We start from the raw sequence: 26,110 nt of genomic DNA on the forward strand, positions 1-26,110 counted from the left end.
GCCAGCGGGCTGCTAGCTTGCGGCATGGATGTCACGCTCCGAAGCCGGCTGCGGCTGGCTCCCCGACGTGGTTGTCGACGGCGCTTGCCACCCTCCGCCCAGAGACCGGAAGGCTCCGACGGCGGCGCGCGCCGACTCGATCTGGGCCTGGGCCCGGGCATCCGAGGCGCGTAACAGCGAATCGTCGGCCTGCAGCACGTCGATCAAGCTCGCGGCGCCGCGGCTGTAGGCCGCGAAAGACGATTGCCGAGCCTGCGACAGCGAGGCTTCGCCCTGGCGCAGCGTGGCGGCCTGTTCGTTCCGGTTCACCAGGGCCGAGAAGGCGTTTTCGACGTCCTCGGTGGCGCGCAGCACGGTACGGCGGTAGGCGGCCAGGGCTTCGGCGTCCTGCCCCTTGGCGAGGTCGATCTGTGCGTTGATGCGTCCGAAGTCGAACAGGCGCCACCGCAACCCGACCACGGCGGCGGCCTCGCTCGCACCGCTCGTGAAGAGATTGCCTCCGGATACCGCGGTGGCGCTGCCGATCAGGCCGGTCAACGAGAACTTGGGGTAGTACTCGGCAATCGCCTCGCCGATGCGGGCGTTGGTCGCCACCAGTCGACGTTCGGCCACGATGAGGTCGGGGCGGCGCTGCAGAAGGTCGGCCGGCGAACCCATGCTGGCAATCGTCGGCGTCGCCGGAATCGGTGCCGGCGTTTCCAGCGCGGGGCGGTTCGTGCCCGGCGGTACGCCCAGCATCACATCCAGCGCATTCATCGCGGCATCCAGGCCGGTCCTGAGCACCGGAATGCTGGCCTGCACTGCCGCCAGTGCCGCTTGCGTCTGCCGCACCTGGTAGGTGGCCGCCAGGCCTTTGGCATGCAGCAGGCTCACCTTGGACAGCAGATCCTGCTGGGTCTTCGCCTGTCGCTGGGCGATGTCCAGGCGTGTCTGCAAGCCGCGGATCAGGATGTAGGTGTCCGCCGTCTGCGCCGCCACCGCCAGCCGGGTGGCCATCTCGCCGGCCCGGGAGGCCTCGTAGTCAGCCAGCGCAGCCTCGCGCCCGCGCCGCAGCCCGCCGAACACGTCGATCTCCCAGCTCGCGCCCAAGTCCATCTGGTAGGCCGTGCCCCAGCGGTCGTAGCCGGGCGTGGCGTCGAGAACCTGGCCCAGAGGGGTTTCGATGGACTGGTCGGCCCGCGCCGCGGAGCCGCTGACCGTGCCCCAGGGCCGCAAGGCTGCATCGGTGGCGCCCAGCCCGGCGCGGGCCTGGCTGACCCGGGCGGCCGCCTGTGCCAGGTCCAGGTTCTGCGCCAGGGCCTGGTCGATCAAGCGTGTCAGCAGCGGGTCGTTGAAAGCCTGCCACCAAGTCGCCAGCGCCCCGGCGGAGGCCTCGGTCGTCGGGGCCGCGGCCTGACCCATGTAGTGGCTGGGCAGCGGGGCCTCGGGGCGTTGGTAGTCCGGGCCGACCGCGCACCCGGCGGTCACGCTGGCGCAGAGGACGAGGGGGGCGAAGCGATGGGAGAGCATGCGAATCCTTTGGCGACAGGCATGCGGTGACTATAATACAAAACGGTCACTGGTTATTGGCTGCTCACGGTCCGAGGTAAGCTCTCGACATGACGAAAGCGCACATGCCCGCGCCCCAGCTCCGGGGGCCCTCGGATCACGAAGTTCGGGAGCAGATCATCGAGGCTGCGACCGAGTGCTTCGGCCGCTACGGCTACGTCAAGACGACGGTGTCCGATCTGGCCAATGCCATCGGTTTTTCCAAGGCCTACATCTACAAGTTCTTCGACTCCAAGCAGGCCATCGGCGAGGTGATTTGCGCCAACCGCCTGGGCACGATCCTGGCGGCGGTGGAGGCTTCGGTCGCCGGTGTGCCGGCGGCGTCCGAGAAGCTGCGACGCATGTTCCGGGCGCTGGTGGAGGCCGGAAACTACCTCTTCTCGCAGGACCGCCAGCTTTACGATATCGCCGCGACCTCGGCGGCGGAGTCCTGGCCGTCCGTGGTGGCCTACCAGGACCGGCTTCGGGGCCTGATCCTGCAGATCCTTCGCGAGGGCCGGGAGGCCGGTGAGTTCGAGCGCAAGACGCCGCTGGACGAGGCCGCCAACGCCATCTACCTGGTCATGCGGCCGTACATCAATCCTTTGCAGCTGCAGCACAACCTGGACAACGCGGCCGAAGCGTCCAACCAGCTGTCCAGCCTCATCCTGCGCAGTCTGGCACCCTGAACGCGATGGTGACTATTGACGAACTTGGTCACTAGTCAAAGAATATGGGAACTTGTCTTCGTCAAGAAGGGTTCCCATGCTCAGGCGCAAGCTCGCTCCCCTCGTTCTCTGCCTGTCGCTTGTCCTGACGGCATGCGGCCGCGATGACCATCGCTCCGACCCCCGCACCGAGGCTCCGCTGGTGCGGGTCTCGGCCGTGCAGGGCGCCGGCAGCGCTTCCCGATCCTTCACAGGGGTCGTCGCGGCCCGTGTGCAGAGCGATCTGGGCTTTCGCGTTCCCGGCAAGTTGCTGGAACGCCTGGTCGACACCGGGCAGTCCGTCAAGCGTGGCCAGCCGCTCATGCGCATCGACCCGATCGACCTGGGCCTGCAGGCGCGAGCCCAGCAAGAGGTGGTGGCTGCCGCGCTGGCCCGCGCCAGGCAGACGGCCGAAGACGAGGCGCGTTACCGTGATCTGGTCGCCGAAGGCGCCGTGTCCGCGTCCGCCTACGACCAGATCAAGGCTGCTGCCGAAGCGGCGCGGGCGCAGCTGAAGGCGGCCGAGGCGCAGGCCGAGGTGGCGCGCAACGCCTCGAGTTACGCGCTGCTGCTGGCCGATGCCGATGGCGTGGTGGTCGAGACGCTGGCCGAACCGGGGCAGGTGGTGAGTGCCGGCCAGCCGGTGGTGCGCCTGGCTCGAGCGGGCCAGCGCGAGGCGGTGGTGCACCTGCCCGAGACCTTGCGGCCAGCGGTGGGCTCGGTGGCCAGAGCCACCTTGTACGGGCCGCGGTCGGAGCCCGTGTCGGCCAGGCTGCGTGTGCTGTCCGATGCGGCCGACCGCGTCACCCGCACCTACGAGGCCCGCTACGTGCTGGAAGGCGCGCTGGCGAAGGCCCCGCTGGGCGCGACGGTCACCGTCGAGATTCCGGCCGGCGCGTCTTCCGCGCCCGCGGTGCAGGTGCCGATCGGCGCGGTGTTCGATCCCGGCAAGGGGCCGGGTGTCTGGGTGGTGGAGGGTGAGCCCGCCAAGGTGGCGTGGCGAGCGGTCCAGGTGCTGGACCTGTCCGATGAGCTGGCGCGGGTGGCTGGCAACCTCAAGGTCGGCGACCGGGTGGTCTCGCTCGGGGCGCATCTGCTGCAGGACGGTCAGGCCGTTCGGCCGGCCGGGAAGGCCCAGGCCGCACCTGCGGGAGAGCGTCGATGAGCGACGGGCGTTTCAACCTCTCCGCGCTCGCGGTGCGCGAGCGCGCCGTCACGGTATTCCTGATCTTCCTGATCTCGGTGGCCGGCGTGCTGGCGTTCTTCCAGCTCGGGCGCGCCGAAGATCCGCCGTTCACGGTCAAGCAGATGACCGTCATCACGGCCTGGCCCGGCGCCACCGCGCAGGAGATGCAGGACCAGGTGGCCGAGCCCCTGGAAAAGCGCATGCAGGAGCTGCGCTGGTACGACCGCACCGAGACCTACACCCGTCCGGGACTGGCCTTCACGATGGTGTCCCTGCTCGACACCGCGCCGCCCTCGGAAGTGCGCGAAGAGTTCTACCAGGCCCGCAAGAAGCTGTCGGACGAAGCCCGCCGGCTGCCGGCCGGTGTCATCGGCCCGATGGTCAACGACGAGTATTCGGACGTGACCTTCGCGCTGTTCGCGCTTCAGGCCAGGGGAGAGCCGCAACGTCTGCTGGTGCGTGATGCGGAGACGCTGCGCCAGCAGCTGCTGCACGTGCCGGGGGTCAAGAAGGTCAACATCATCGGCGAGCAGTCCGAGCGCATCTTCGTGTCCTTCTCCCACGACCGCCTGGCCACGCTGGGTGTGTCGCCGCAGGACGTTTTCGCCGCGCTCAACGCCCAGAACGTGCTCACCCCCGCCGGCGCCATCGAGACCGATGGTCCGCAGGTCTTCGTGCGTGTCGATGGCGCGTTCGACAAGCTGGAGAAGATCCGCAACACGCCCATCAGCGCGCAGGGCCGCACGCTGAAACTGTCGGACGTGGCCGTCGTCGAGCGCGGCTACGAGGATCCGTCGAGCTTCCTGGTTCGCCGCAATGGCGAGGCGGCGCTGCTGCTGGGCATCGTCATGCGCGACGGCTGGAACGGGCTGGACCTGGGCAAGGCGCTGGATGCCGAAACCGTCAAGATCAATGCCCAGCTGCCGCAGGGCATGACGCTGAGCAAGGTGACGGACCAGGCGATCAACATCAGCTCGTCCGTGGACGAGTTCATGGTCAAGTTCTTCGTGGCCCTGCTGGTGGTGATGCTGGTGTGCTTCGTCAGCATGGGCTGGCACGTGGGCATCGTGGTGGCGGCGGCGGTGCCGCTGACGCTTGCGGCGGTGTTCGTCATCATGGCGGCCACCGGCAAGAACTTCGACCGCATCACGCTCGGCTCGCTGATCCTGGCCCTGGGCCTGCTGGTGGACGACGCCATCATCGCCATCGAGATGATGGTGGTGAAGATGGAGGAGGGCTACAGCCGCATCAAGGCCTCCGCCTACGCCTGGAGCCACACGGCGGCGCCCATGCTGTCGGGCACGCTGGTCACGGCCATCGGCTTCATGCCCAACGGCTTCGCGCGTTCGACGGCCGGCGAGTACACCAGCAACATGTTCTGGATCGTCGGCATCGCCCTCATCGCTTCGTGGGTGGTGGCGGTGGCGTTCACGCCCTACCTGGGCGTCAAGATGCTGCCCGACCTGAAGAAGGTCGAGGGCGGACATGACGCCATCTACGACACGCGCCACTACAACCGTTTCCGGCAGGTGCTGGGGCGTGTGATCGCGCGCAAGTGGCTGGTGGCGGCGGCGGTGGTGGGCCTGTTCGTGCTGGCCATCGTGGGCATGGGCTTGGTCAAGAAGCAGTTCTTCCCGACCTCCGACCGGCCCGAGGTGCTGGTCGAGCTGCAGATGCCCTACGGCACGTCGATCGGGCAGACCAGCGCCGCGACGGCCAAGGTCGAGGCCTGGCTGGCCAAGCAGGCCGAAGCCAAGACCGTGACGGCCTACGTCGGCCAGGGCGCGCCGCGGTTCTACCTGGCCATGGCCCCCGAGCTGCCGGATCCGTCGTTCGCCAAGATCGTGGTGCTGACCGGCAACCAGGAAGAGCGGGAAGCCCTGAAGTTCAGGCTGCGCCAGGCCGTGGCCGATGGCCTGGCTTCCGAAGCGCAGGTGAGGGTGACGCAGCTCGTGTTCGGGCCGTACTCGCCGTTCCCGGTCGCCTATCGCGTCATGGGGCCCGACCCGGATCAGCTGCGCGAGATCGCCGCCCGTGTCAAAGCCGTCATGCAGGCCAGCCCGATGATGCGCACCGTCAACGTCGACTGGGGCCCGCGTGTGCCGACGCTGCATCTCACGCTGGACCAGGATCGGCTGCAGGCCGTGGGCCTCAACTCCAACTCCGTGGCCTTGCAGCTGCAGTTCCTGCTCAGCGGCATCGCGCTGACGGAAGTGCGAGAGGACATCCGTTCGGTGCAGGTGGTGGGCCGCGCGGCGGGGGACACCCGCCTCGACCCGGCGAAGATCGCTGCCTTCACGCTGGTCGGGGCGGCGGGCCAGCGCCTGCCGCTGTCGCAGGTGGGCACGGTCGAGGTGCGCATGGAAGATCCCATCCTGCGGCGCCGTGACCGCACGCCGACCATGACGGTGCGCGGGGATACGGCCGAAGGCCTGCAGCCGCCGGACGTCTCCAGCGCCGTGATGAAGGAGCTGGAGCCCATCGTGCAGTCGCTGCCCGCGGGCTACCGCATCGAGCAGGCCGGGTCGATCGAGGAGTCCGCCAAGGCCACCAAGGCCATGGCGCCGCTGTTCCCGATCATGATCGCGCTGACGCTGCTGATCATCATCCTGCAGGTGCGCTCGATCGCGGCGATGTTCATGGTGTTCGCCACCAGCCCGCTCGGTCTGATCGGCGTGGTGCCGACTTTGCTGGTCTTTCAGCAGCCCTTCGGCATCAACGCCCTGGTCGGCCTGATCGCGCTGTCGGGCATCCTGATGCGCAACACGCTGATCTTGATCGGCCAGATCCACCACAACGAGCGGGAAGGGCTGAGCCCCTTCAATGCGGTCGTCGAGGCCACCGTGCAGCGCGCCCGACCGGTGATCCTGACCGCCTTGGCTGCGGTGCTGGCCTTCATCCCGCTCACCCAATCGGTGTTCTGGGGCACGCTGGCCTACACCCTGATCGGCGGCACCGTGGCGGGAACCGTCCTGACGCTGGTGTTCCTGCCTGCGATGTACGCCATCTGGTTCCGGATCCGGCCGACACCGGCGGCCCACTGAACTCAGCCCGGCCGAACGCTTCGCGCCGGCGCGATTCCGCGCCTTGTCCCGCGGTCAGCGCCGCTGTCCCCACTCGAGGCACAGGGATAAAGTGTCATTCACTGCCAAAAGACATTGAGCGACATACGATATCGAGAGACAAATGACGCTTGGGCTCTCGTGTCGCTGCGCGCTGTCTGCAGGTGCACTCCAACTGAAAGGAAACTCCATGTCTGCTCCCGCCTATACCGACCTGTACCTCTGGATCAATGGACAGAAGCTGTCCGGTGGTGGCCGCCCGGAGAGTGCGGTGATCAACCCCTTCGACGGCAGCACCCTGGGCCAGATGCCGCACGCCACGGCGCAGGACCTGCAGGCCGCGCTCGGCTCTGCGGACCAGGGCTTCAAGACCTGGCGCGCCGTGCCCGCCTGGGAACGCGCCGCCGTCATCGAGCGTGCCGTGGCCTGGCTGCGCGAGCGCAGCGAGCAGCTGGCCACGCTGCTGACGCTGGAAGTCGGCAAGCCCTTGGCCGAGGCGCGCATGGAGCTGGGCCTGACCTTCGAGTCCATGATCTGGTGCGCCGAGGAGGCCAAGCGCATCTACGGCCGCACGCTGGAGCCGCGCATTCCGCACGGCCGCGCCGTCGTCACGCGCGAGCCGGTGGGCCCGGTGGCCGCGTTCGCGCCCTGGAACGTGCCTGCGCTGCTGACCGGCCGCAAGATCGCCGCGGCGCTGGCGGCCGGCTGCTCGATGGTGATCAAGCCCTCCGAGGAAACGCCAGCCACCTGCCTGCTCATCGCCGAAGCCTTCGCCGCCGCCGGCCTGCCTGCCGGCGTGTTGAACGTGGTGCTGGGTGATCCGGACTTCATCTCGCGCACGCTGCTGGCTTCCAGGATCATCCGCAAGGTGTCGTTCACCGGGCCGGAGCCGGTGGGGCGCCAACTGGCCAAGCTGGCCGCCGACAACATCACGCCGATCACGATGGAGCTGGGCGGCCACGCCCCCGTCATCGTCTGCGACGATGCCGACATCGATGCCGCGGTGGCCGCTTCGGTGCCCAACAAGTTCTTCAATGCCGGTGCCAGCTGCATCGCCCCGACGCGCTTCTACGTGCAGGACTCGGTGTTCGACCGCTTCGTCGCGGCCTTCGTGCAGGGGGCGCAGTCGCTGAAGATGGGCAGCGGCTTCGATCCCGAGACCCGCATGGGCCCGCTGGCCAATGCGCGTCGTCTTGCCGCGATGGAGCGGCTGATCGCCGACGCCGTGGCGCGTGGCAGCAAGCTGGAGACCGGCGGTGCGCGTGTGAAGGGCGACGGCTTCTTCTGGGCGCCCACGGTGCTCACCAACGTGCCCGAGGACGCGGACATCATGAACCATGAGCCCTTCGGCCCGGTGGCCACCATCTCCCGCTTCAGCACCCTGGACGAGGCGATCGAGAAAGCCAACCGACTGCCGTTCGGCCTGGGCGCCTATGCCTTCACCCGCTCGCTGCAGCGCGCACACCAGCTGGCCGACCGCATCGAAAGCGGCATGGTGGGCATCAACACCTACTACTTCGGCATGCCGGAGGGCCCGTTCGGCGGCGTCAAGCAAAGCGGCTATGGCAGCGAAAATGGCACCGAGGGCATCGATGCCTACCTGGTGACCAAGTTCGTTCACATGGTCTGACGACGCACGGGGCGACGGCGCGGCGCCGCCGCCCCTCCCCGAGGAGGGCATGGCTTTGGGATTGAGGGAGTCCAAGAAGGACAAGACGCGCCTGCAGCTGCTGGAGAAGGCGCTCGACCTCTTCAGCCGGCAAGGCTACGAAGAGACCACCATCGCCCAGATCGCGGCCGAGGTGGAGGTCTCGCCCCGCACGCTGCTGCGCTACTTCCCGACCAAGGAAGACATCGTGGTCAGCTGGATCGAGGAGAGCATGTCCAACTTCCTCACCCGCCTGGACGGGCGACCGGCCGGTGAAACGGTGCAGCAGTCGCTCATCGCATGCGCGCGCGGGCTGTTGGCCGCCTACGAGGCCCGCAAGCCGTTCTACCTGAGCCTGGAACGCATGATCGCCGCCTCGCCGGCCATCAGCGACCGCAAGCAGGGCATGACGGCCCGTCTCGCCGACGAGGTGGCCGACGAGATCGCCCGTTCACGCGGAGCCGAGGCACCCGATGGGCTGGCCCGGCATGTCTACCCGCATGCGCTGTTCGCGGTGCTGCGTGCGGTGATCACTCAGTGGGTGCGGGCCGACGGCGCGCCCAGCCTTCAGCAGCTGCTGGACCAGGCGCTGCGGCTCGTGGACTTCGAGCCCGCGCGCGCTTCCTGACGAACGGTTGAAGAACTCTGGGCGCCCGGCTTCCGGGCGCGCCGACAAGGCCTGCTCCACGCGCTGCGCGTCCGGTTGCACGCCTGCGCCTGTCGCTTTCCGCCGGGGCCGCGCCCCAGCGGCTCGAACGCGTCGCGGTCCTGGCTGCCGCTTCAGCAGCGGGTCCAGGCGGTCGGCGAGCGCCTTGCCGGCGCGGCCGGCGCTGGTGGTGTTCGTTCCGTCCGAACTTATTCTTCGGCGGCGGCCTTTTTAACTTCGGCGAGAAACTCTTCGCTCGCACGCAAGCGGAGGTATTCCTGATAGGCCCGCTTATAGGCTTCAGTGTTGAAGCCGTATGACGCTTCTGTCTCGTACCGGTCGACCCCGGCGCGCTTCCACAAGGCAAGATCCGCCTTCACTTCGGCTCGCGTCGGGCCTGCTCCTTCGCTGCGTGCAAGCTTGTCCTGCGCGTGTGCAGGAGACCATGCCACGAGGAGCAGCGTCAACAACGACGTCAGCGCGACGGGGTTGGCGCGAGCGCGGGTGATGGATCTGGCATTCGATCGGGTGGGGTTCGGCGACATATAAGTCCTCATGCACGCATGGATGAATTCATCTGGTTTCCTGGATCGTGGATTTGGCGCGCCAGGAACGTGTTTTCGGCGAAGGTCGATCTGATGGTGATGGGCGAAACCCTCCTGTCGAGAGCCAAATCATCTTTGCCAGCGGCTGGAATCAGGCACAGACCAGGAAGGACGTCGCGCCGGCCCGATTCACCCGTGCGCCGGCCTTGTGAAGAGCGCGGCCTGTGGTGGGCTGGGACAAGACAATCGCGGCGGAACGACACGGGAACGGGTGCCCTTTGAAGGATGCCATCTGGCATTGGTGACTATAAACCAAAACGGTCACATGTCGATTGTCGTGTTACGGCCCAGTGAGCTACGAGCCACGACCCGTCTCTCCTTCTTCACCACGACGGATCGTTGGCCGACTGATCGCGATGTTCCGAGTCAGCGAGTCATCGCGGCGGCGGAGCACTCTCGCCTCTATGGCTGCGAGCGGGTGTCTGGCCTGACGAAGGCGGTGGAGCGCTCATTCCGAGTCGAGTGACCATAAAGGTCAATGGAAACCTCTGGGCACGAACTGCACTTCACGCTCGCGTCGGGCCAGACGCTGCGGAGAGACCGGTGGCGGTGTTGCGCTCGCTCGGCGCCGTGGAGGTCGGCGTCGGCTGCGGCGACGCCTTAACGCCGGCCCAGGTCGCCGAAGCGCCAGGCGGCGGTGACGCCTCCGTCGACGAGGAAGTCGCTGCCGGAGATGAAGCCGCCGTCAGGGCCCATCAGCAGCGCGGCGACCTGGGCCAGCTCGTCGGCGGTGCCGGCGCGGCCGGCAGCGCAACCATCGATCATGCGGCGGTCGCTGTCGCCGCGCGGCGGCCCTGTCGGAGCAGGGCCCGGAATCGACCGGCCTCGTGGCCGCACCGGATGCGGCGCTGTGTTCACGGCCGGCTCGAAGGCAGCCGGCCGGGCCCGGTCAGCGCGCGGCCAGGGTCTCGATCGCCAGGCGCACGTCCGGCGGCTCGTCATCCACAGGCATGTCTCGCTGGTCGCGCAGCCCGTCGATCTCGCCTGGCGCGTCGGCTTGCAGCGCCCCGAACAGCGGCGCGAGGTCGACCGGCGCCGGGCCGCGTTCGGCCACCAGCTCGAAGGTCTTGCCCACGGCCTCGTCGCACAGCAGGCTGGCGACCAGCACCTCGGCGATCTGCCGGCGTGCGACGACGCCGTCGGCGGGGGTGCCGGCATGCCGGGTGTCGCCCTGCAGCAGGGTCAGCCGATGCTGGTCGGGCGCGTGGTAGTCGAACCAGCCGGGGCGCACGATCGTGTAGGGCAGTCCGCTGGCACGCACCAGGCGCTCGCCCCGGCGCTTCCAGTCATGCGCGCCGGTCGCGCGGTTGTAGGCACCCTGGTGGTCGGTCACACCGATGGCCGTCATCAGCGCCACGCGCAGGGGCGGCCGGCCCGCCTTCTGCCATGCGTGCAGCACGTTGAGCACGCCGCCGTAGTCGACGGCCTGCACGCCGGCCCGCCCGCCGCCGGTGCTGCCGTGGGTGAAGACCAGCGCATCGACACCGGCCAGGGCCGCCTCCAGCGTCTGCGGCTGCCGGAGGTCGCCGATCACGCGCTCGGCGGGCGCGGGCAGGCCTCGAGCCCGGGTGAGGTCGCGCACCAGGGCACGCACCGCCAGCCCGCGGCGCAGCGCCTCGGCCACCACCAGACGGCCGATGCTGCCGGTGGCGCCGACCACCAGCACGCTGGAAACCGCGGGGCTCACGCCGCAGCCTCCTGCTTCAGCGAGGCCATGTCGATGACGAAGCGGTACTTCACGTCGGCCTTCAGCAGCCGCTCGTAGGCTTCGTTGATGTCCTGGATGCGGATGAGCTCGACGTCGCAGCTGATGCCGTGCTCGCCGCAGAAGTCGAGCATCTGCTGGGTCTCGGCGATGCCGCCGATCAGCGAGCCGGCCAGCGCCTTGCGGCTGAATACCAGGGGGCCGGTGTCGAAGTTCTCCAGCGGCCCCAGGTAGCCAACCATCACGATCGTGCCGCCTGCGGCCAGCGTCGGCACGTAGGGGTTCACGTCGTGCTGGTAGGGCACGGTGTCGATGATCAGGTCGAAGCGCCCGGCCACCGCCGCCATCTGCGCCGGGTCGGTGGAGATCACGACGTGGTCGGCTCCCAGGCGGCGCGCGTCGGCCTCCTTGCCCGGCGAGCGGCTGAACAGCGTCACCTCGGCGCCCAGGGCCTTGGCCAGCTTCAGCCCCATGTGGCCCAGGCCGACGATGGCGACGCTGCGGCCCGGGCCCGCGCCCCAGTGGCGCAGCGGCGACCAGGTGGTGATGCCGGCGCACAGCAGCGGCGCGGCAGCGGCGGCGTCCAGCGTCTCGGGGACCTTGAGCACGAAGGACTCGCGCACGACGACCTTCTCGCTGTAGCCGCCGTAGGTGCGCGTGCCGTCCACCGGATCGGCGTGGTTGTAGGTGTAGGTGGCGCCGTTCTCGCAGTACTGCTCCCAGCCTTTGCCGCAGGGCCGGCAGTGGCGACAGGCGTCGACCAGGCAGCCCACGCCGACCAGGTCGCCGACGGCAAAGCGCGTGACCTCGTCGCCGACCGCCAGCACGCGGCCAACGATCTCGTGGCCCGGCACCATCGGGTAGCGCGCGTTGCCCCAGTCGTTGCGCACGTTGTGCACGTCGGAGTGGCAGACGCCGCAGAAGAGGATGTCGATGACGACGTCGTCGGGGCGGGCGCTGCGGCGTTCGAAGTCGAACAGCCCAAGCCGTCCGGTGGGGCTGTGGGCGGCGTAGCCGCGCACGGAGTAGCTCATGGTGAGGTCTCCTCGGAGGGGAGGGGCGGGCCTCAGCGGCCGGCGCGCGCGGCCAGTGCCGGCGGGTAGCGGTCGCCGGTGACGGTGATGGCGTCCAGCGCCGCGTGGATGCGCGCCAGGTCGCCCGCCGACAGTTCCAGCGCGGCGGCGCCCAGGTTCTCGTCGAGTCGGTGCAGCTTGGTCGTGCCGGGGATGGGCACGATGTCCGGGCGCTGCGCCAGCAGCCAGGCCAGCGCGATCTGCGCCGGCGTGGCGCTGCGCTCGGCAGCGACCTGCTTGAGCGCGTCGACCAGCGCCTGGTTGGCCTGCCGCGCAGCGGCGGCAAAGCGCGGCACGACGTTGCGGAAGTCGTCCGGGGCGAAGGGCGTTGACGCGTCGATGGTGCCGGTGAGGAAGCCCTTGCCCAGCGGGCTGAAGGGCACGAAGCCGATGCCCAGTTCGGCCAGCAGCGGCAGCGTCTGCTGCTCGGGCTCGCGCCACCACAGGGAGTACTCGCTCTGCAGCGCAGCCACCGGCTGCACGGCGTGAGCTCGGCGGATCGATGCCGCGCCCGCTTCGGACAGGCCGAAGTGCAGCACCTTGCCTTCGGCGATCAGCGCCTTGACGGTGCCGGCCACGTCCTCCATCGGCACCGCCGGGTCGACGCGGTGCTGGTACAGCAGATCGATGCGGTCCGTGCGCAGCCGCCGCAGCGACTGCTCCACGACCACGCGGATGCGCTCGGGCCGGCTGTCCATGCCCAGGTTCGCGTTGCCGTCGCGAAAGCCGAACTTGGTGGCGATCACCACCTGGTCGCGAACCGGCGCGAGCGCCTCGCCGACCATCTCCTCGTTCAAGGCGCCGTAGGCCTCGGCGGTGTCGAAGAAGGTGACGCCGCGCTCGAAGGCCTGGCGGATCATCGTGATGCCGGCGGCGCGGTCCACGCCGGGGCCGTAGCCGAAGCTCAGGCCCATGCAGCCGAAGCCGAGGGCAGACACCTGCAGGCCGGTGCGGCCCAAAGTGCGCTTGTGCATGTTGGTTCTCCAAGAGACGCCGCTGCGCCGGGGGGCGATGCGGCCTGGGAGCACTTTAGGTAGCGGGTTCATCAACCGGTAGCGCACTGCCACTTGTTGAACTCGAAAGCAGAAGTTGACAATGCCGGTCGTCTCGACCCGTCACACTCCGCACCGCCATGGCCATCAACGAACTGCGCGCGATCGCCACCTTCGCCAAGGCCGTCGAACTGGGCAGCATCCGCCGCGCAGCGCAGGCCCAGGGCGTCACCCCCCAGGCTGCCAGCCAGGCGCTGGCGCAGCTGGAACAGCATCTGGGCGTGCGCCTGCTGCACCGCACGACGCGCAGCCTGGCACTGACCGAAGAGGGGCGACACTTCCTGGAGCACACCCAGCCGGCGCTGGCGGCGCTGGACCGTGCGCTGCTCGCCGCGCGCGAAACCAAGGACGAGATCGCCGGGCCGCTGCGGGTGGTCGGCCCGAGGTCTTCGTTCGCGTCGCTGCTGATGCCGCTGCTCGACGAGTTCTGCCGCGCCCACCCGGGCATCCAGCCCGACGTGCAGCTCGACGACAGCCTGGGCGACTGGGTGCGCGACCGCGTCGACGTGGGTTTTCGCATGGGCCAGTCGGCCGATGAAGGCGTGGTCGGCCGGCTGCTGTTTCCGATCCAGCTCATCGTCTGCGCGAGCCCGGACTACCTGGCCCGGCACGGCGTGCCCGAGACGCCGGACGACCTGGCACGGCATCGCTGCAGCGTGTTCCGCCACCCGGCCAGCGGCCAGCTCACGCCCTGGTACCTGCAGCTCGGCGGCGAGGTGGAGCGGCGCCCGGTGAGTCCGTCGTTCACGACCAACGACACCGAGCTGGAACTGCAGGCCGTGCTCGCCGGGCAGGTGATGGGCCAGCTGGCCAACTTCGCCGCCGCGCCCCACCTGCGTCGCGGCGAACTGGTGCCCGTGCTGCTGCCCCAGATGAGCGCGCACATCGGCCTGCACGTCTACTACGGCAATCGCACCGCGCTGCCCAAGCGGGTGCGTGCCTTCGTCGATCTGGCCGTCGAGCGGCTGCAGGGCGGCGGCGCCCACATGCTGACCGCACGCGAACTGGGCGCGATGGCCCAGGCGAACGCCAAGGGCCGACGCACGCGCTGACGCGGTGCCCCGGCCGCTCCCAGACATCGGCCAGGCGGCCGTTTCGAAAGATTGGGTTGCGGCTGGAGCAAGCCGCTGCCGGCTATTCGTCGGCGAATCAGGTCCATACAGTGGCGCCGATGAACGATGCATCGCCCACAGTGGAGCAAGCCTCCGATCGCGTGGCGCCTCAGATCGGCATGCCGCAGTCCGGCTGGGGCCTCAAGGCCATGCTGGCCGCGCTGATGGCGCTGACCTCGCTGTCCACCGACATCTACCTGCCCGCGATGCCGACGATGCAGCGCGAGCTGCATGGTGACGCGGAGCTGACCATCACCGGCTTCCTGATCGGTTTCGCGCTGGCGCAGCTGGTCTGGGGGCCGGTGAGCGACCGCATCGGGCGCAAGCGGCCGCTGCTGATCGGGCTGGCGCTGTTCGTCGTCGGTTCGATCGGATGCGCGCTGTCGCAGTCGATCGCTGCGGTGGTCTTCTGGCGCGTGTTCCAGGCCTTCGGCGCGTGCACCGGTCCGATGCTGGCCCGGGCGATGGTGCGCGACCTGTACGAGCGACGGCAGGCCGCCGAGACACTGTCCACGCTGACCATCGTGATGGCTCTGGCGCCCATCGGCGGGCCGCTGCTCGGCGGGCAGATCCTGCGGCTGGGCGACTGGCACGACGTCTTCTGGCTGCTGGCCGTCGTCGGCAGCCTGATGCTGTGGACCTTGCGCCGTCTGCCGGAGACCCACACCCCGTCGCGCCGTGCGACGACGCCGGCCCGGACCGCGCTTTCCGACTACCGCACGCTGCTGGCCCACGGCCCGTTCATGCGCAACACGCTGTGCGTGGCCTTCTTCTACGTGGGCGCCTACGCCTTCATCGCCGGCTCGCCGCGTGTGTACATCGAGCACTTCCATATCGATGCCCAGCACTACGGCTGGCTGTTCGGCGTGAACATCGTCGGTGTCATGGCGCTGAGCGCCGTCAACCGGCGCCTGGTGCGCCGCTTCAGCCTCGGCGCCTTGCTGCGCGTGTCCACCGGCATCGCGGCCGCGGCGATGCTGGCCGGGCTCGGGCTGGGCCTCGGCGGCGACGGCGGCCTGCTCGCGGTCGCGGCGCCGGTCTTCGTCTTCTTCACGATGAACGGCATCATCGCAGCCAGCGCCACCGCCGCGGCGCTGGACGGCGTGCCGCGGCTGGCGGGTTCGGCCGCGGCCTTGATCGGCGCTCTGCAGTACGGCAGCGGAATCGTCTCGTCGCTGCTGCTGGCCGCGCTGGCCGACGGCTCGCCACGGGCGATGGTCGGCGTGATGACCGTCTTCGCGCTGGCCGCCGCCGCCATGGCCTTCATGTCCCGCGAAGACCGCAGCACCGCACCGTCGGCGCGGCTCGACGCGCCGCGACCGTGATCTGTTCACGCCCCCGTGGTGTTGACGGCCATGCCACGGCGAGCGAGCGGCTTGACACCCGAAGGTATGACGCTCATCATATGACGATCATCATGCCAAGCATCCCCAGCCGCAAACAAGTCAGCCACGAGCGCATCGTCGATGTCGCTTCGCGTGCCATTCGTCGTGCGGGCGTACGAGGGGTGGGCGTCGCGGACATGATGAAGGCTGCGGGCCTGACGCACGGCGGCTTCTACGCGCACTTCGAGTCGCGAGACGCACTGGTGGCCGAGGCCCTGCAGCGGGCGTGGCGAGACAGCTCCACGGTGCTCGAGGACGCGGTCGGGAGCCGCGTGTCGCGTGGCGAGAGCCGGTTCAGCGCGTTGGTGCACACGTATCTGCGCGACAGCCATCTCGAGCACGTCGAGGACGGCTGTCTCGTGGCGGCTCTCGCTTCGGAGATGCACCGGCTGGAACCTCCTGTTCGCGACGAAGCCCGCCGCGGAGTCGCCGCGCTGGTGGATCTGGTCGGCTCGGCCCTGCCAGGCGACAACCGCGCGCAGGCCGAGTGCGTCGCCGCGGCGCTGGTGGGTGCGTTGCAGCTGGCGCGCGTGCTCGGCGGCAAGGCGGGCCGCGATGCCCTGGCGCGCGCTCGCGAGCAGATCGTCGCGACCTTCGAACCCGTTTCCCCCCGCTGAGGCCGTCGACCGGTGATGTCGCGGCCTCGTCTTTTGCTCATAAATATGATGAGCGTAATATTTTGGAGATTCTCATGAAGATCGCCGGATCCACCGTCCTCGTCACCGGAGCCAATCGCGGCATCGGACTGGCATTCACGAAGGCTTTTCTCGCCCGGGGCGCCCGAAAGGTGTACGCGGGCGCACGTGATCCGTCCAGCGTGACGCTGGACGGCGTCGTGCCGCTCAAGCTCGACGTGACCTCGCCCGAGGATGTCGAAGCCGCAGCCCGCGAGGCGGGCGACGTGACCATCGTCGTCAACAACGCGGGCATCGCGGCCACCGGCAATCTTCTGGACCCGAACGCGGAGTCTTCTCTTCGCAGTCACCTGGAGACCAACGTCTTCGGGGTGCTGCGCGTGAGCCAGGCGTTCGCGCCGGTGCTGGCACGCCATGGCGGCGGCGGCTTGCTGAACGTGGCCTCGATCGGCAGCTGGTTCACGACTCCGATGCTGGCCAACTATGCGGTCTCCAAAGCCGCCGTCTGGAGCCTGAGCAACGGGCTGCGCCACGACCTCCGCGCGCAAGGCACGCAGGTGATGACGCTGCACATGGCCTTCGTCGACACCGACCTCACCCGAGGCATCGACGCGCCGAAGTCCACCCCCGAGGAGATCGTGGCGTACGCCCTCGACCAGTTCGAGGCGGGCGCCGAGGAAGCGCTCGCCGACGATCTGACGCGGCAGGTTCATCGTGGTCTTTCCGCGGTGCCCGCCGTGTACCTGACGGCGCGCTGAGCGGCGCAGGTGGCGTCTCATCACGTCGACGGCCGCGGCTGCCGCCCTCATCCCCAAGGAGAAGCGAGATGGAACACGTGATCGCGGAGTGGGAATCACAGGAGCGGGCCGTGCGCGCCCGGTTGCGGCCCGCGGGGGCGCCGCCGCCGACGATGTCGCTCGCGGCGCTGTCCGGCCTGCAGGTTCTGGAGGCCATCTTCGCCGGTGACTGGCCCCCGCCGGCGATGGGGGACACGCTCGACTTCCTGCCGATCCGTGTCGAGCCGGGCCTGGCCGTCTTCCAGGGGCGCCCGTCACCGCGGCACTACAACCCGATGGGCACGGTGCACGGCGGCTGGTTCGCCACCCTGCTGGACTCGGCCGTCGGGTGCGCCGTGCACTCGACGCTGCCGGCTGGCTCGGCCTACACGACGCTGGAGATCAAGGTCAACATCGTCCGCCCGCTGACCGACGCGGTGCCCCTGGTGCGTGCCGAGGGCAAGGTCGTTCACACGGGGCGCCAGGTCGGCACGGCCGAAGGGCGCATCGTCGGGCCCGATGGCAAGCTCTACGCGCATGCCACCACGACCTGCCTGATCTTCGAGAGTTCGCCGCGTGCGCGCTGACACGGCGGGGGTGTGGCCCGCCACATGATTCCACCGCCGCGGTGTCCGTCTGTCTGTGGCGCGGTCCTATTTCGCGCCTGCGCAATGTGCTTGAGGAGCGCGACCCGGTCACGACGGCCGGGTCGAGGCGCCCGCAGGCTGCTAACGCGGGTCCGGTCTTCCCAGGGAGCAAGCCGGCTCTTCGGGACGGCTGTGGATAGCAGAACCCCGCGCTAAGCTGTTGATTCGTAAGGATATCCTCGCTGCCTTGGGAGCAGTGGGTCGCACGTTCGAATCGTGTCACCCCGACCAACTGACTTCTTGTGGCCCAAGGACTTTTTGGCCTGCGGCCGGTGGCTCGAAATGAGGCGGTTTGCCAACCGACTCCCGGTTTGCCAACGGCTCAGGCCGTCGGGCTCGTCTTGCGGGCCGACTTGCGCCGCACGTCGTCGGCCGTCTGGAACTCCGTCGAGTGCGCACCCATCGCGTTCGCGGCCCGTGTTCCCCCGCGATCTTCCGTGTCCGTCAGGGTGTGCGCTACGGTGGCGTTCGCTTCGCGTTGCGCGCGACGCTGGATGCAAACGTATCGCGCTTGCCGCATCGGCGTCCAGGGGCCTCTCCGGCTCGCCGCCGGCCTACTTCAGGTAGGACCTCAGGGCGCCCAGCACCCCTTCGACGTCCTCGCGCCGCGTGCTGGCGTCCGAGTCGGCTCCGAGGTGCTCGCGGATGTGCCCCTCCAGCACCTCGGACATCAGCCCGCTGACGGCACCGCGCACCGCGGCGATCTGGTGCAGCACGGCCAGGCACTCGCTCTCGCCCTCCAGCGCGCGCTCCAGCGCCTCCACCTGGCCCTTGATGCGGCGCACTCGTGCCAGCAGCGGTTTCTTCGTCGCGATCGTATGGGCCATGGCTTCTTGTCGAAGGTCGTGCAAAATAGGATACCACCCTATGGTATCTGGAGCGGACATGCAGGCGCCCGACCTCGCGAAGTGGCAACACGCGCACGCCTTCGACGACGGCAACAGCCGGGCCGAGCGCGGCACGCGCCTGGTGATGTGGGTGACCGCCGTGACGATGGTGGCCCAGATCGCCGCCGGCTGGTTCTTCAACTCGATGGCGCTGCTGGCCGACGGCCTGCACATGAGCAGCCACACGGTGGCGATCGGGCTCAGCGCCTTCGCCTACGCCGCGGCGCGTCGCCATGCACGCGACCCCCGCTTCGCGTTCGGCACCTGGAAGATCGAGGTGCTCGGCGGCTTCGCGAGCGCGGTCTTCCTGCTGTGCGTGGTCGCGTTGATGCTGTTCGGGTCGCTGGAGCGCCTGTGGCAGCCCGCCGAGATCCACTACCGCGAGGCGATGCTGGTCGCCTCGCTCGGCCTCGTCGTCAATCTGGTGTCGGCCTTCATCCTCGGGCACGCGCAGGACCACGCCGGGGCCCATGCGCACGGGTATTCTCATCCGGGCCACGCCCACGCCCACGAGGACCTGAACCTGCGCTCGGCCTACCTGCACGTGCTCGCCGATGCGGCCACCTCGGTGCTGGCGATCGTCGCGCTGGCCGGCGGCTGGCTGTTCGGCTGGGCCTGGCTCGATCCGGCGATGGGCATCGTCGGCGCCGTCGTCGTCGCGGTCTGGGCCCGGGGGCTGATCGCCGATACCGCCAAGGTGCTGCTCGACCGCGAGATGGACCACCCGGTGGTCGACGAGATCCGCGAGGTGCTCACGCAACACGGGCCGGCCGGCACGACGCGGATCGCCGACCTGCACGTCTGGCGCGTGGGCCGCGGCGCCTATGCCTGCGCGATGACGCTGGTGACCCGGGAGGCCGGGCTGGACGCCGACGAGGTGCGGCGCTGGCTCTCGGTGCACGAGGAGATCGTGCACTCGACGATCGAGATCCACCACACCCCGCCCGCGCCGTAGCGGCGCCTGCCGCGTGCCGGATGTCTGGCCCGCGTCAACTCGTGCCCGCTGCCGGGCCGCAAGAATCGGGGCTCGATCTCCGTGCCGGCATTACCCGGCAGCGGGCCCGATGATCTCCGAATCCCCTGAGCATCCCACCCTCTACCGCGTCGTCGAAGTCCGGCGCGGCGCGGATGGCCGCCTGGAGAAGGTGTTCGCCGCCTACCACCCCGATCTCCAGCGCGTGCGCCGGCACGCCGACTTCGTGCTGCGCGCCACCTCGGCCAACCGGGTCTACATCACCGACCACGCCGGGCGCGTCATCGACCGCCTGCTGTAGCCGGGGCGCCGTCGGCCCGCCCGACGCTGCGGCAGCGGCCGTGGCTGCCACCCGGGCGGCGCGACGGCGCCAGGCCATGCCCGCGGCGCCGCGGTGTCGAACGCCTGGCGCGCGGTCAGACCGCGACACGCACTTCCAGCGGCCCGTCCTGGCGCCGGATCTGCACGCCGACGTCGCGGTCGTGGCGGCGCAGCAGCAGGTCGACGCTGGCCTCGCCGATGCGCAGGTCGTCGAGTGCCAGCCAGTCGACGAAGGCCGGCAGGCGCGGCGAGCGCAGCGTCAGCAGCCTTGCCGGGGCGTCGATCTCCAGGCCGAGCTGCGCCTGCAGCATGCCGAACAGCGCCGCCGCCGACCAGGCCTGCGGCGCGCAGGCCACCGGGTACAGCGTCGGCCCTTCGCCGTCGCGGCGGTGGAAGCCGCAGAACAGCTCGGGCATGCGGTGCTGGGCGAAGTGCAGCGTGGCCTCGAACAGCCCTTCCATCACGCGCGCGGCAGCGTCGGTGTGGCCGTAGCGCGCCAGGCCCATCGCGATCAGCGCGTTGTCGTGCGGCCAGATCGAGCCGTTGTGATAGGACATCGGGTTGTAGCGCGCCTGGCCGGCGGCCACCGTGCGGATGCCCCAGCCGCTCCAGAAGTCGGGTTCGCCGAAGCGCCGCGCCATGCGCGCGGCGTGTTCGGGCGAGGCGATGCCGGTCCACATCGTGTGGCCGGCGTTGGAGGCGGCGACCCGGCAGGGCTGCTTGGCGCCATCCAGCGCGATCGCGTACAGGCCCAGCTCCTCGCACCAGAAGCGCTCCTGGAAGGCCAGGCGCAGCGCCTGCGCCTGGGCGCGCAGCCGCTCGGCCAGTGCCGGTTCGCCGAGCGCGGCGGCGAGTTCGGCGCCCTCGCGCCGCGCTTCGTAGACGTAGGCCTGCACCTCGCACAGCGCGATCGGCGCCTCGGCCAGGCGGCCGTCGGCGTGGAACACCGAGTCGTGCGAGTCCTTCCAGCCCTGCTGCGCCAGGCCGCGGCTGCTGCGCCGCGCGTACTCGACGAAACCGTCGCCGTCGCGGTCGCCCCAGCGCTCGATCCAGTCGAGCGCCGCGCGCACGTGGGGCCAGATCCGGCGCACGAAGCCGAGGTCGGCCGTGCGGCGCCAGTAGGCGCCGGCCAGCGCCACGAACAGCGGTGTCGCGTCGATGGTGCCGTAGTAGCGCTCGAACGGCACCTCGCGCGTGCGCGCCATCTCGCACTGGCGGGCCTCGTGCAGGATCTTGCCGGGCTCGGCGTCGCGTTCGTCGTCCTCGGCCACGGCCTGGGACGCCGCCAGGTACTCCAGCACGCCGCGCGCCAGCGCCGGATCGGCCCAGAGCATCTCGCGCGCGGTGATCAGCCCGTCGCGGCCGAAGGTCGTCGAGTACCACGGCACGCCGGCGTACGGATAGGGGCCGGTCGGCAGCTCGGTGGTCAGCATCGCGACGTCGGCGACCGAGCGCTCCAGCCAGCGCTCGACCAGCGGGTTGGAGCTGTGCACGCGGCAGGTGCTGCGTGCCTGCTGCTCGCGCGCCTGGGCGTTGGCGCGGAACGCGGCGTCGTAGCCGGGCGCGCGCAGCCGGGGTGCGCCGGCGACGTCGCAGCACACCGTGCAGTAGAGGTGCAGCTCGGCACCGGGCTCCAGGTGCAGCGTGTAGCGCGCCTCGCGTTCGCCCCAGGCGTCGGGCGAGGGCTGCAGCGTCACGCGCGTCGTGCGCTGCTGGCCGTCCAGCCCGTCGTAGGCGAACTCCAGCGTGTCGCCCTGGCGGCGTGGGGGCTGCGCCACGCCGCGCCGCGTGCGTGCCGTGCCGCGCACCTCGAACAGGTCGCGGAAGTCGGCGTCGAACTGCAGCGCCAGCTCGATGTCGGCCGGCGCCAGGCCGTGGTGCGTGAAGCGCAGATGCTCCCAGCAGGCGTCGTCCCAGAGCAGCTTGGCGCGGAAGACGTGGACCTCGCCCTTGGGCACGCGCAGCTCGCCTGCGGTCAGCAGGTCGGGGTTCATCGCCTCGACGATCAGCAGGTTGTTGCGTTCCTTGACCGTGGCGCCCAGGAACATCGGCCGCAGACCGTCGACCAGCAGCTCGTGGCGCGACAAATAACGCGTGTCGCGGTGGTACAGGCCCTGCTCGCCCTCGCCCCAGGCGCGGATGTCGCCCAGGCGGTCGAACAGCGCGAAGCTGTCGTCGCTCTTGAGCACGTAGGGGTTGTTGTCGGCGCGCGCGGCCGCGACCGTGACGTACCACTGGTCGCCGATGCGGATCGGTGCGCTCACGATGACCTCCTGCAATGGCCGTCGAGCAGCGACTGGTAGACCTCGACGTAGCACGAGGCCATGCGCTCGACGGTGAAACGGCGTTCGAACTCGGCGCGGCAGCGCCGACGGTCGATCGTGCCGATGCGGCGTGCCGCGTGCACCGCGCCGGCCTGGTCGTCGACGATGAAGCCGGTGACGCCGTCGTCGAGCACCTCCGGCACCGAACCGCAGCGGTAGGCGAGCACCGGCGTGCCGCAGGCGAAGGCCTCGATCATCACCAGCCCGAAGGGCTCGGGCCAGTCGATCGGGAACAGCAGCGCGCGTGCCTTGCCCAGCAGCTCGTTCTTCTCGCGGTCGCCGACCTCGCCGAGGAAACGCACCAGCGGGTGCTCCAGCCGGGGGGCGATGTCGTGCTCGAAGTAGGCCCGGTCCACCGGGTCGACCTTGGCCGCGATGCGCAGCGGCACGCCGCAGGCGATGGCGATCTCGATCGCGCGATCGACGCGCTTTTCGGGGGAGATGCGGCCGAGGAAGACGAAGTAGTCGCCCGGCTGTCCGTGGAAGCGGTACAGGTCGCGCGGCAGGCCGTGCTGCACGGTGGCGCACCAGTTGGCCTCGGGCAGCGGCTGGCGCTGGTGCTCGGAGATCGAGACCAGGGGATGGGTGCGAAAGTGCTCGTGCAGCGGCCGCAGCTCGGGCAGGTCCAGGCGCCCGTGCATCGTCGTCAGGCTGGGCGTGGCGGCGCGCCGCGCCAGCGGGTAGTGCAGGAAGTCGATGTGGAAGTGGATGACGTCGAAGGCCGGCGCCTGCTCGAAGACGCGGTCGACCATCATCACGTGGCGCATCAGCCAGTCCGGGCGCGTCGGGTCGCCGCGCAGGCTGCGGCGCGACATCGGCTGCAGCGTGGCGCGGGTCAGCGAGTCGCCGCTGGCGAACAGCGTGACCTCGTGCCCCTGCGCCGCCAGCGCCTCGGTGAGGTAGGAAACGACGCGTTCCGTGCCGCCGTAGGTCTCAGGGGGCACACGTTCGATCAGCGGGGCGACCTGGGCGATCTTCACGAGGCGACCGGGCGGCAAGGCCTGTGCCCGCCGCGCGCGGCCGCCATCGGGTCAGCTCAGCCCCAGCGACTTCATGAAGGCTTCCACCTGCTCGGTGTAGCGCGCGTCCTTGCCCAGTTCGGCGTTGATGCCGCCGTGGTTGAAGTCGATCGGCAGCACCTGGGCCCGCCCGCCGGCGGCCTGCGCCTTGGCCGCGAAACGTTCGGCCTGGCCGCAGCTCTCCTTGCGCTGCGACGAGCACACCAGCAGCATCGGCCGCGGCGTGCCGGTGAGGCGGTGGTAGGGCGAGTTCTCGCGCCAGACCGCGGGGTCCTTGCCGAAGACGCGGTCGTAGAAGCGGTAATGCGAGCCCTCCATGACCTGCACCACGTCCAGCGCGGCGCTGTCCAGCGCGACGGTGCCCGGCCAGGGGCGTGCGCCGCGCCGTTCGGCGATGCGCGGGTCGGCCGCCAGCAGGGCGACCAGATGGGCGCCGGCGGAGTGGCCCATCAGCAGCACGCGCTCGGCGTCGCCGCCCCAGCCGGCGGCCTTGTGCTGCACGAAGGCCAGCGCGCGGGCGACGTCGTCGGCCTGCTGCAGCGGGTCGGGCGCCCGCCGGTCCATGCGGTAGTTGGTCGACACGACGATCCAGCCGCGCGGCAGCCAGCGCGCGACCTTGGCCGGCGCGACGCCTCGGTTGGCCTTGTCGCCGACCATCCAGGCGCCGCCGTGCACCATCAGCAGCACCGGGCGGCGCCCGCCGTCGCCGGCCGGGATGTAGACGTCGAGCTTCTGCGCCGGGTCCTCGCCATAGGCGAGGTCGAGCTCGGAACGTGCGCCGGGTGGCAGCACCACAGTGCCGCGGGCGCCGTCGTCGCGTTCGAGTTCGCCTTCGCCTTCGTCACGGCCGCGCAAGCGGCGCACCAGCCCGCCGAGCAGCCCGCTGCCGCCTTCGGCCTGCGCCGCGCCGGCGGCCCCGGCCAGCAGCAGCGTGAGCGCTCGGCGACGTGCCGGCAGCATCGGGCCGGAGGGCAGGGTGGGGCGGCGCATGAAGGGCATCGCGGCAGACGTTCTGGGTGGGAGAAAGGGATTCTGGCCGAGCGATCCGTGACGCCTCGCCGGGGCGGCGGTAAAGAAGCGTTGCGGCCCCCCGAACCCGGGACTCGGGACTCAGGACGGCCCGATGCCGCGCCAGCGCGCCACCGTGTGGGCCGCGATCGCGTGCGCCAGCTCGGCCTCGGCGACGAAGACCCGCGCCACACCGGCGGTCTGCAGCAGGGCGTCGGCATCGGCGCCGGCCGAACGCGCGATGATCTCCAGGCCCGGGCGCAGCACCAGCGCGGTCTCGGCGACACGGCGCACGTCGAAGGTGTCGGGCGTGGCGACGACGAGCACGCTGGCGCGTGCGACGTGGGCCTGCACCAGCACCGTCGGATCGGCGGCGTCGCCCCAGACGGCGTGCAGACCGTCCGCGCGCAGCGCCTCGACACGCTCGCGGTTCTGGTCGACGACGATGAAGGGCACGCCGGCGGCGCGCAGCGCCTGGCTCACGGCGCGGCCGACGCGGCCGTGGCCGACGACGACGACCAGGCCTTCGAGCCGCCGCGTGTCCACGTGCCCGGGCAGCGCGGCCAGCGGGTCCTCGCGCGCCTCGAAGCGGCGCAGCGCCGGGGAGCGTTCGCGCAGCCACGCCATCGCCGGCTCGATCGCGGCGAACAGCAGCGGGTTGGCGGCGATCGAGATCAGCGCGCCCGCCAGCACCAGGCTGCTGCCTTCGGCCGGCAGCACGCCCAGCGCGACGCCCAGCCCGGCGAGGATGAACGAGAACTCGCCGATCTGCGCCAGGCTTGCGCCCACCGTCATCGCGCTGCCCAGCGGGTAGCGGAAGGCGAGCACCAGCACGATCGCGGCGAAGGTCTTGCCCAGCATCACGATGGCGACGACGGCGAGCACGCGCAGCGGCTCGGCGACCAGGATCGCCGGGTCGAACAGCATGCCCACCGAGACGAAGAACAGCACCGAGAAGGCGTCGCGCAGCGGCAGCGACTCGTCGGCGGCGCGGCGCGCGAACTCCGACTCGCGCATCATCATCCCGGCGAAGAAGGCGCCGAGCGCGAACGAGACGTCGAACAGCTTGGCCGAGCCCCAGGCGACACCGACCGCGGCGGCGACGACGCACAGCGTGAACAGCTCGCGCGAGTTGCTGCGCGCGGCCAGCCACAGCAGCCCGGGCAGCACGCGGCGGCCGACCAGCAGCATCAGCGCGATGAAGCCGCCGACCTTGGCGGCGGTCCACAGCAGCGCCTCGCCGAGCTCCCCGCCGGCGGGCGCCTGGCCGTCCAGCAGCGCCGCCACCGGCGGCAGCAGCACCAGCGCCAGCACCATCACCAGGTCCTCGACGACCAGCCAGCCGATCGCGATGCGGCCGTTGACGGTGTCGATCTGGCCGCGCGCCTCCAGCGCGCGCAGCAGCACCACCGTGCTGGCCACCGACAGCGCCAGCCCGAAGACGAAGGCCGCCGCCGGGCGCCAGCCCCAGAAGCTCGCGGTGGCCATGCCCAGCGCCGTGGCCACGGCGATCTGCAGGACGGCGCCGGGCACCGCGATGCGGCGCACCGCCAGCAAGTCGGCGAGCGAGAAATGCAGCCCGACGCCGAACATCAGCAGCATCACGCCGATCTCGGCGAGCTGGCCGGCGAGCGCGACGTCGGCGACGAAGCCCGGCGTCGCCGGCCCGATGGCGATGCCCGCGAGCAGGTAGCCCACCAGCGGCGGCATCTTCAGGCGCGCCGCGAGGTAGCCGAACACGAGGGCCAGGCCGAACCCCGCGGCGATCGTCGCGATCAGCGAGGTCTCGTGCGGCATCGGCCCAGTCTAGGG

23 protein-coding genes are annotated in these 26,110 nt (G+C 70.2%); 12 read left to right on the top strand and 11 right to left on the bottom strand.

Annotated elements, in window-relative coordinates; translation table 11 throughout:
- Positions 1 to 12: 12 nt before the first annotated feature.
- A complete protein-coding gene (locus tag EV684_RS07075) occupies positions 13 to 1,509 on the bottom strand; it encodes an efflux transporter outer membrane subunit (protein ID WP_132645584.1) in 1,497 nt (498 codons plus the stop codon).
- An 89-nt stretch (positions 1,510 to 1,598) separates the two neighbouring features.
- Between EV684_RS07075 and EV684_RS07080 the strand changes: the two genes are divergently transcribed.
- The 5 genes from EV684_RS07080 to EV684_RS07100 all read left to right on the top strand — a co-directional run bounded on the left by EV684_RS07080 (position 1,599) and on the right by EV684_RS07100 (position 8,758).
- Complete coding sequence (locus EV684_RS07080) at positions 1,599 to 2,216, top strand: TetR/AcrR family transcriptional regulator (protein WP_132645586.1); 618 nt, start codon at positions 1,599 to 1,601, stop codon at positions 2,214 to 2,216.
- Between the two features lie 76 nt (positions 2,217 to 2,292).
- The gene (locus EV684_RS07085) at positions 2,293 to 3,399 is read left to right on the top strand and encodes an efflux RND transporter periplasmic adaptor subunit (protein WP_132645588.1); all 1,107 of its coding nucleotides are present in this window, start codon (positions 2,293 to 2,295) and stop codon (positions 3,397 to 3,399) included.
- Positions 3,396 to 6,464, top strand: coding sequence for an efflux RND transporter permease subunit (locus EV684_RS07090; protein WP_132645590.1), 3,069 nt, complete (start codon positions 3,396 to 3,398; stop codon positions 6,462 to 6,464). The genes EV684_RS07085 and EV684_RS07090 overlap by 4 nt, the downstream gene beginning before the upstream one ends.
- A gap of 208 nt (positions 6,465 to 6,672) precedes the next feature.
- A complete protein-coding gene (locus EV684_RS07095; RefSeq protein WP_132645592.1) occupies positions 6,673 to 8,112 on the top strand; it encodes an NAD-dependent succinate-semialdehyde dehydrogenase in 1,440 nt (479 codons plus the stop codon).
- A 49-nt stretch (positions 8,113 to 8,161) separates the two neighbouring features.
- Positions 8,162 to 8,758 carry a TetR/AcrR family transcriptional regulator gene (locus tag EV684_RS07100; RefSeq protein WP_200222262.1) on the top strand — a complete coding sequence of 199 codons (597 nt, stop codon included), beginning with the start codon at positions 8,162 to 8,164 and terminating at the stop codon, positions 8,756 to 8,758.
- A 227-nt stretch (positions 8,759 to 8,985) separates the two neighbouring features.
- Here EV684_RS07100 and EV684_RS07105 read toward each other — a convergent pair whose 3' ends face one another.
- From EV684_RS07105 to EV684_RS07125, 5 genes are all read right to left on the bottom strand, one after another.
- Positions 8,986 to 9,321: a DUF4148 domain-containing protein gene (locus tag EV684_RS07105; protein WP_132645594.1), complete on the bottom strand. Its 336-nt coding sequence runs from the start codon at positions 9,319 to 9,321 to the stop codon at positions 8,986 to 8,988.
- A gap of 660 nt (positions 9,322 to 9,981) precedes the next feature.
- Entirely contained in the window at positions 9,982 to 10,146 is a 165-nt protein-coding gene (locus EV684_RS07110; protein WP_200222261.1) for an SDR family oxidoreductase, read from the bottom strand.
- 124 nt (positions 10,147 to 10,270) lie between these two features.
- Positions 10,271 to 11,068: an SDR family oxidoreductase gene (locus tag EV684_RS07115; RefSeq protein WP_132645596.1), complete on the bottom strand. Its 798-nt coding sequence runs from the start codon at positions 11,066 to 11,068 to the stop codon at positions 10,271 to 10,273.
- Positions 11,065 to 12,120, bottom strand: a complete 1,056-nt coding sequence (locus EV684_RS07120) for an NAD(P)-dependent alcohol dehydrogenase (RefSeq protein WP_132645598.1) — start codon at positions 12,118 to 12,120, stop codon at positions 11,065 to 11,067. Before EV684_RS07120 ends, EV684_RS07115 begins: the two co-directional genes overlap by 4 nt.
- A gap of 32 nt (positions 12,121 to 12,152) precedes the next feature.
- Entirely contained in the window at positions 12,153 to 13,133 is a 981-nt protein-coding gene (locus EV684_RS07125; protein ID WP_132645600.1) for an aldo/keto reductase, read from the bottom strand.
- 158 nt (positions 13,134 to 13,291) lie between these two features.
- On the opposite strand from EV684_RS07125, the gene EV684_RS07130 reads away from it, so the two are divergent.
- The 5 genes from EV684_RS07130 (at position 13,292) to EV684_RS07150 (ending at position 17,706) form a co-directional block, all read left to right on the top strand.
- On the top strand, positions 13,292 to 14,263 hold the full coding sequence (locus tag EV684_RS07130; RefSeq protein WP_132645602.1) for a LysR family transcriptional regulator: 972 nt from the start codon (positions 13,292 to 13,294) through the stop codon (positions 14,261 to 14,263).
- 161 nt (positions 14,264 to 14,424) lie between these two features.
- Entirely contained in the window at positions 14,425 to 15,648 is a 1,224-nt protein-coding gene (locus EV684_RS07135; protein ID WP_200222260.1) for a multidrug effflux MFS transporter, read from the top strand.
- Between the two features lie 80 nt (positions 15,649 to 15,728).
- The gene (locus EV684_RS07140) at positions 15,729 to 16,325 is read left to right on the top strand and encodes a TetR/AcrR family transcriptional regulator (protein ID WP_132645604.1); all 597 of its coding nucleotides are present in this window, start codon (positions 15,729 to 15,731) and stop codon (positions 16,323 to 16,325) included.
- Positions 16,326 to 16,399: 74 nt separating this feature from the next.
- On the top strand, positions 16,400 to 17,101 hold the full coding sequence (locus tag EV684_RS07145) for an SDR family oxidoreductase (RefSeq protein ID WP_132645606.1): 702 nt from the start codon (positions 16,400 to 16,402) through the stop codon (positions 17,099 to 17,101).
- A 68-nt stretch (positions 17,102 to 17,169) separates the two neighbouring features.
- Complete coding sequence (locus EV684_RS07150) at positions 17,170 to 17,706, top strand: PaaI family thioesterase (protein ID WP_132645608.1); 537 nt, start codon at positions 17,170 to 17,172, stop codon at positions 17,704 to 17,706.
- A gap of 614 nt (positions 17,707 to 18,320) precedes the next feature.
- Here EV684_RS07150 and EV684_RS07155 read toward each other — a convergent pair.
- Positions 18,321 to 18,593: a metal/formaldehyde-sensitive transcriptional repressor gene (locus tag EV684_RS07155; RefSeq protein ID WP_132645610.1), complete on the bottom strand. Its 273-nt coding sequence runs from the start codon at positions 18,591 to 18,593 to the stop codon at positions 18,321 to 18,323.
- 58 nt (positions 18,594 to 18,651) lie between these two features.
- Between EV684_RS07155 and dmeF the strand changes: the two genes are divergently transcribed.
- Positions 18,652 to 19,608 (top strand): CDF family Co(II)/Ni(II) efflux transporter DmeF, encoded by a 957-nt coding sequence (gene dmeF, locus EV684_RS07160; protein ID WP_132645612.1) that lies wholly within the window; start codon positions 18,652 to 18,654, stop codon positions 19,606 to 19,608.
- 109 nt (positions 19,609 to 19,717) lie between these two features.
- The gene (locus EV684_RS07165) at positions 19,718 to 19,927 is read left to right on the top strand and encodes a hypothetical protein (RefSeq protein ID WP_132645614.1); all 210 of its coding nucleotides are present in this window, start codon (positions 19,718 to 19,720) and stop codon (positions 19,925 to 19,927) included.
- 115 nt (positions 19,928 to 20,042) lie between these two features.
- On the opposite strand, the gene EV684_RS07170 is transcribed toward EV684_RS07165, so the two are convergent.
- The 4 genes from EV684_RS07170 to EV684_RS07185 all read right to left on the bottom strand — a co-directional run bounded on the left by EV684_RS07170 (position 20,043) and on the right by EV684_RS07185 (position 26,095).
- Positions 20,043 to 22,211: an amylo-alpha-1,6-glucosidase gene (locus EV684_RS07170; protein ID WP_132645616.1), complete on the bottom strand. Its 2,169-nt coding sequence runs from the start codon at positions 22,209 to 22,211 to the stop codon at positions 20,043 to 20,045.
- Complete coding sequence (locus EV684_RS07175; RefSeq protein WP_132645618.1) at positions 22,208 to 23,251, bottom strand: glycosyltransferase family 4 protein; 1,044 nt, start codon at positions 23,249 to 23,251, stop codon at positions 22,208 to 22,210. The genes EV684_RS07170 and EV684_RS07175 overlap by 4 nt, the downstream gene beginning before the upstream one ends.
- Before the next feature lie 51 nt (positions 23,252 to 23,302).
- Positions 23,303 to 24,280, bottom strand: coding sequence for an alpha/beta hydrolase (locus tag EV684_RS07180; protein ID WP_242478365.1), 978 nt, complete (start codon positions 24,278 to 24,280; stop codon positions 23,303 to 23,305).
- A gap of 120 nt (positions 24,281 to 24,400) precedes the next feature.
- On the bottom strand, positions 24,401 to 26,095 hold the full coding sequence (locus tag EV684_RS07185) for a cation:proton antiporter domain-containing protein (RefSeq protein ID WP_132645622.1): 1,695 nt from the start codon (positions 26,093 to 26,095) through the stop codon (positions 24,401 to 24,403).
- Between the last annotated feature and the right edge of the window lie 15 nt (positions 26,096 to 26,110).

Source organism: Rubrivivax gelatinosus, from assembly GCF_004340905.1.
GTDB lineage: Bacteria > Pseudomonadota > Gammaproteobacteria > Burkholderiales > Burkholderiaceae_C > Rubrivivax > Rubrivivax gelatinosus.

What these genes read in the sequence shown, in the direction of transcription:
- EV684_RS07075 (WP_132645584.1), bottom strand. Translation starts at nt 1,509, where the DNA reads ATGCTCTCCCATCGCTTCGCCCCCCTCGTCCTCTGCGCCAGCGTGACC.
- EV684_RS07080 (WP_132645586.1), top strand. Translation starts at nt 1,599, where the DNA reads ATGACGAAAGCGCACATGCCCGCGCCCCAGCTCCGGGGGCCCTCGGAT.
- EV684_RS07085 (WP_132645588.1), top strand. Translation starts at nt 2,293, where the DNA reads ATGCTCAGGCGCAAGCTCGCTCCCCTCGTTCTCTGCCTGTCGCTTGTC.
- EV684_RS07090 (WP_132645590.1), top strand. Translation starts at nt 3,396, where the DNA reads ATGAGCGACGGGCGTTTCAACCTCTCCGCGCTCGCGGTGCGCGAGCGC.
- EV684_RS07095 (WP_132645592.1), top strand. Translation starts at nt 6,673, where the DNA reads ATGTCTGCTCCCGCCTATACCGACCTGTACCTCTGGATCAATGGACAG.
- EV684_RS07100 (WP_200222262.1), top strand. Translation starts at nt 8,162, where the DNA reads ATGGCTTTGGGATTGAGGGAGTCCAAGAAGGACAAGACGCGCCTGCAG.
- EV684_RS07105 (WP_132645594.1), bottom strand. Translation starts at nt 9,321, where the DNA reads ATGTCGCCGAACCCCACCCGATCGAATGCCAGATCCATCACCCGCGCT.
- EV684_RS07110 (WP_200222261.1), bottom strand. Translation starts at nt 10,146, where the DNA reads ATGATCGATGGTTGCGCTGCCGGCCGCGCCGGCACCGCCGACGAGCTG.
- EV684_RS07120 (WP_132645598.1), bottom strand. Translation starts at nt 12,120, where the DNA reads ATGAGCTACTCCGTGCGCGGCTACGCCGCCCACAGCCCCACCGGACGG.
- EV684_RS07125 (WP_132645600.1), bottom strand. Translation starts at nt 13,133, where the DNA reads ATGCACAAGCGCACTTTGGGCCGCACCGGCCTGCAGGTGTCTGCCCTC.
- EV684_RS07130 (WP_132645602.1), top strand. Translation starts at nt 13,292, where the DNA reads ATGGCCATCAACGAACTGCGCGCGATCGCCACCTTCGCCAAGGCCGTC.
- EV684_RS07140 (WP_132645604.1), top strand. Translation starts at nt 15,729, where the DNA reads ATGACGATCATCATGCCAAGCATCCCCAGCCGCAAACAAGTCAGCCAC.
- EV684_RS07145 (WP_132645606.1), top strand. Translation starts at nt 16,400, where the DNA reads ATGAAGATCGCCGGATCCACCGTCCTCGTCACCGGAGCCAATCGCGGC.
- EV684_RS07150 (WP_132645608.1), top strand. Translation starts at nt 17,170, where the DNA reads ATGGAACACGTGATCGCGGAGTGGGAATCACAGGAGCGGGCCGTGCGC.
- EV684_RS07155 (WP_132645610.1), bottom strand. Translation starts at nt 18,593, where the DNA reads ATGGCCCATACGATCGCGACGAAGAAACCGCTGCTGGCACGAGTGCGC.
- dmeF (WP_132645612.1), top strand. Translation starts at nt 18,652, where the DNA reads ATGCAGGCGCCCGACCTCGCGAAGTGGCAACACGCGCACGCCTTCGAC.
- EV684_RS07165 (WP_132645614.1), top strand. Translation starts at nt 19,718, where the DNA reads ATGATCTCCGAATCCCCTGAGCATCCCACCCTCTACCGCGTCGTCGAA.
- EV684_RS07180 (WP_242478365.1), bottom strand. Translation starts at nt 24,280, where the DNA reads ATGCGCCGCCCCACCCTGCCCTCCGGCCCGATGCTGCCGGCACGTCGC.
- EV684_RS07185 (WP_132645622.1), bottom strand. Translation starts at nt 26,095, where the DNA reads ATGCCGCACGAGACCTCGCTGATCGCGACGATCGCCGCGGGGTTCGGC.